Source organism: Streptomyces sp. MMG1121, assembly GCF_001280015.1.
Taxonomy (GTDB): Bacteria; Actinomycetota; Actinomycetes; order Streptomycetales; family Streptomycetaceae; genus Streptomyces.
In genome coordinates this window covers 1-1,156 of the sequence record NZ_LGDV01000044.1, presented here as the reverse complement: position 1 = coordinate 1,156, position 1,156 = coordinate 1, and the positions used below count along the sequence as shown (strand labels likewise).

At 69.6% G+C, this 1,156-nt stretch carries 3 protein-coding genes; all 3 read left to right on the top strand.

The features are described from left to right. Positions 1-148 (top strand): vitamin B12 dependent-methionine synthase activation domain-containing protein (locus ADK64_RS48885; protein ID WP_159046179.1); only part of this gene is annotated, 148 nt, incomplete at its 5' end. Then, the gene (metF, locus tag ADK64_RS06650; RefSeq protein WP_053656032.1) at positions 145-1,050 is read left to right on the top strand and encodes a methylenetetrahydrofolate reductase [NAD(P)H]; all 906 of its coding nucleotides are present in this window, start codon (positions 145-147) and stop codon (positions 1,048-1,050) included. The genes ADK64_RS48885 and metF, both read left to right, overlap by 4 nt. Next, a partial coding sequence (locus tag ADK64_RS42520; protein WP_159046178.1) for an adenosylhomocysteinase occupies positions 1,028-1,156 on the top strand: 129 nt, incomplete at its 3' end. The genes metF and ADK64_RS42520, both read left to right, overlap by 23 nt.

The window sequence follows — 1,156 nt, the reverse complement described above, 5'->3', positions numbered from 1 at the left end:
CCGCGCGAAGATCGCCGAGCTGCTGCGGCCCGAGCGGATCGGCGTCCACCTGTCCGAGGAGTTCCAGCTGCACCCCGAACAGTCCACCGACGCGATCGTCCTGCACCACCCCGAGGCCAGCTACTTCAACGCCGGAGGCCGGGAGTGAGCACCCTGCGCGACGTCCTCGACCGGACGACCCCGTCGTTCTCCTTCGAGTTCTTCCCGCCGAAGACCGACGCCGGAGCCCGCACCCTGTGGCAGGCGATCCGCCGGATCGAGGCACTGGCGCCGACATTCGTGTCGGTCACCTACGGCGCCGGCGGTTCCTCCAGGGACCGTACCGTCGAGGTGACCAAACGGATCGCGGCCGAGACGACCCTGCGTCCCGTCGCCCATCTGACCGCCGTCGGTCATTCGGCGGCCGAGCTGCGCCACATCATCGGCCAGTACGCCGACGTCGGCGTCCGGGACGTGCTGGCGCTGCGCGGTGATCCGCCCGGAGACCCCAACGCCCCCTGGATCGCGCACCCCGACGGTTTCACCCACGCCCGTGAACTGGTGCGGCTGGTCAGGGAGTCGGGCGACTTCAGCGTCGGCGTGGCCGCCTTCCCCGAACGCCACCCGCGCTCACCCGACTGGGAGAGCGACATCCGGCACTTCGTCGCCAAGTGCCGGGCGGGCGCGGACTACGCGATCACGCAGATGTTCTTCCAGGTCGAGGACTACCTCCGGCTGCGCGACCGGGTGGCCGCCGCCGGCTGTGACACCCCGGTCATCCCGGAGATCATGCCGGCCACCGACGTACGCCAGATCGCCCGCTTCGCCGAACTCAGCGGAGCCGCCTTCCCCGAGGAACTGGCCCACCGGCTCGAAGCCGCGCGCGACAACCCCGCCGACGGCCATCGCATCGGTGTCGAGTACGCCACCGCGATGGCCGAGCGGCTCCTGGCCGAAGGCGCCCCCGGACTGCACTACATCACGCTCAACCGCTCGACGGCGACGCTCGAGATCCACCGCAACGTACTGAACTCAAGGAGCAACCAGCATGTCCTCGCAGCCCAACGCTGACTTCACCGACTTCAAGGTCGCCGACCTCTCCCTGGCCGAGTTCGGCCGCAAGGAGATCACTCTCGCCGAGCACGAGATGCCCGGCCTGATGGCGATCCGCAAGGAG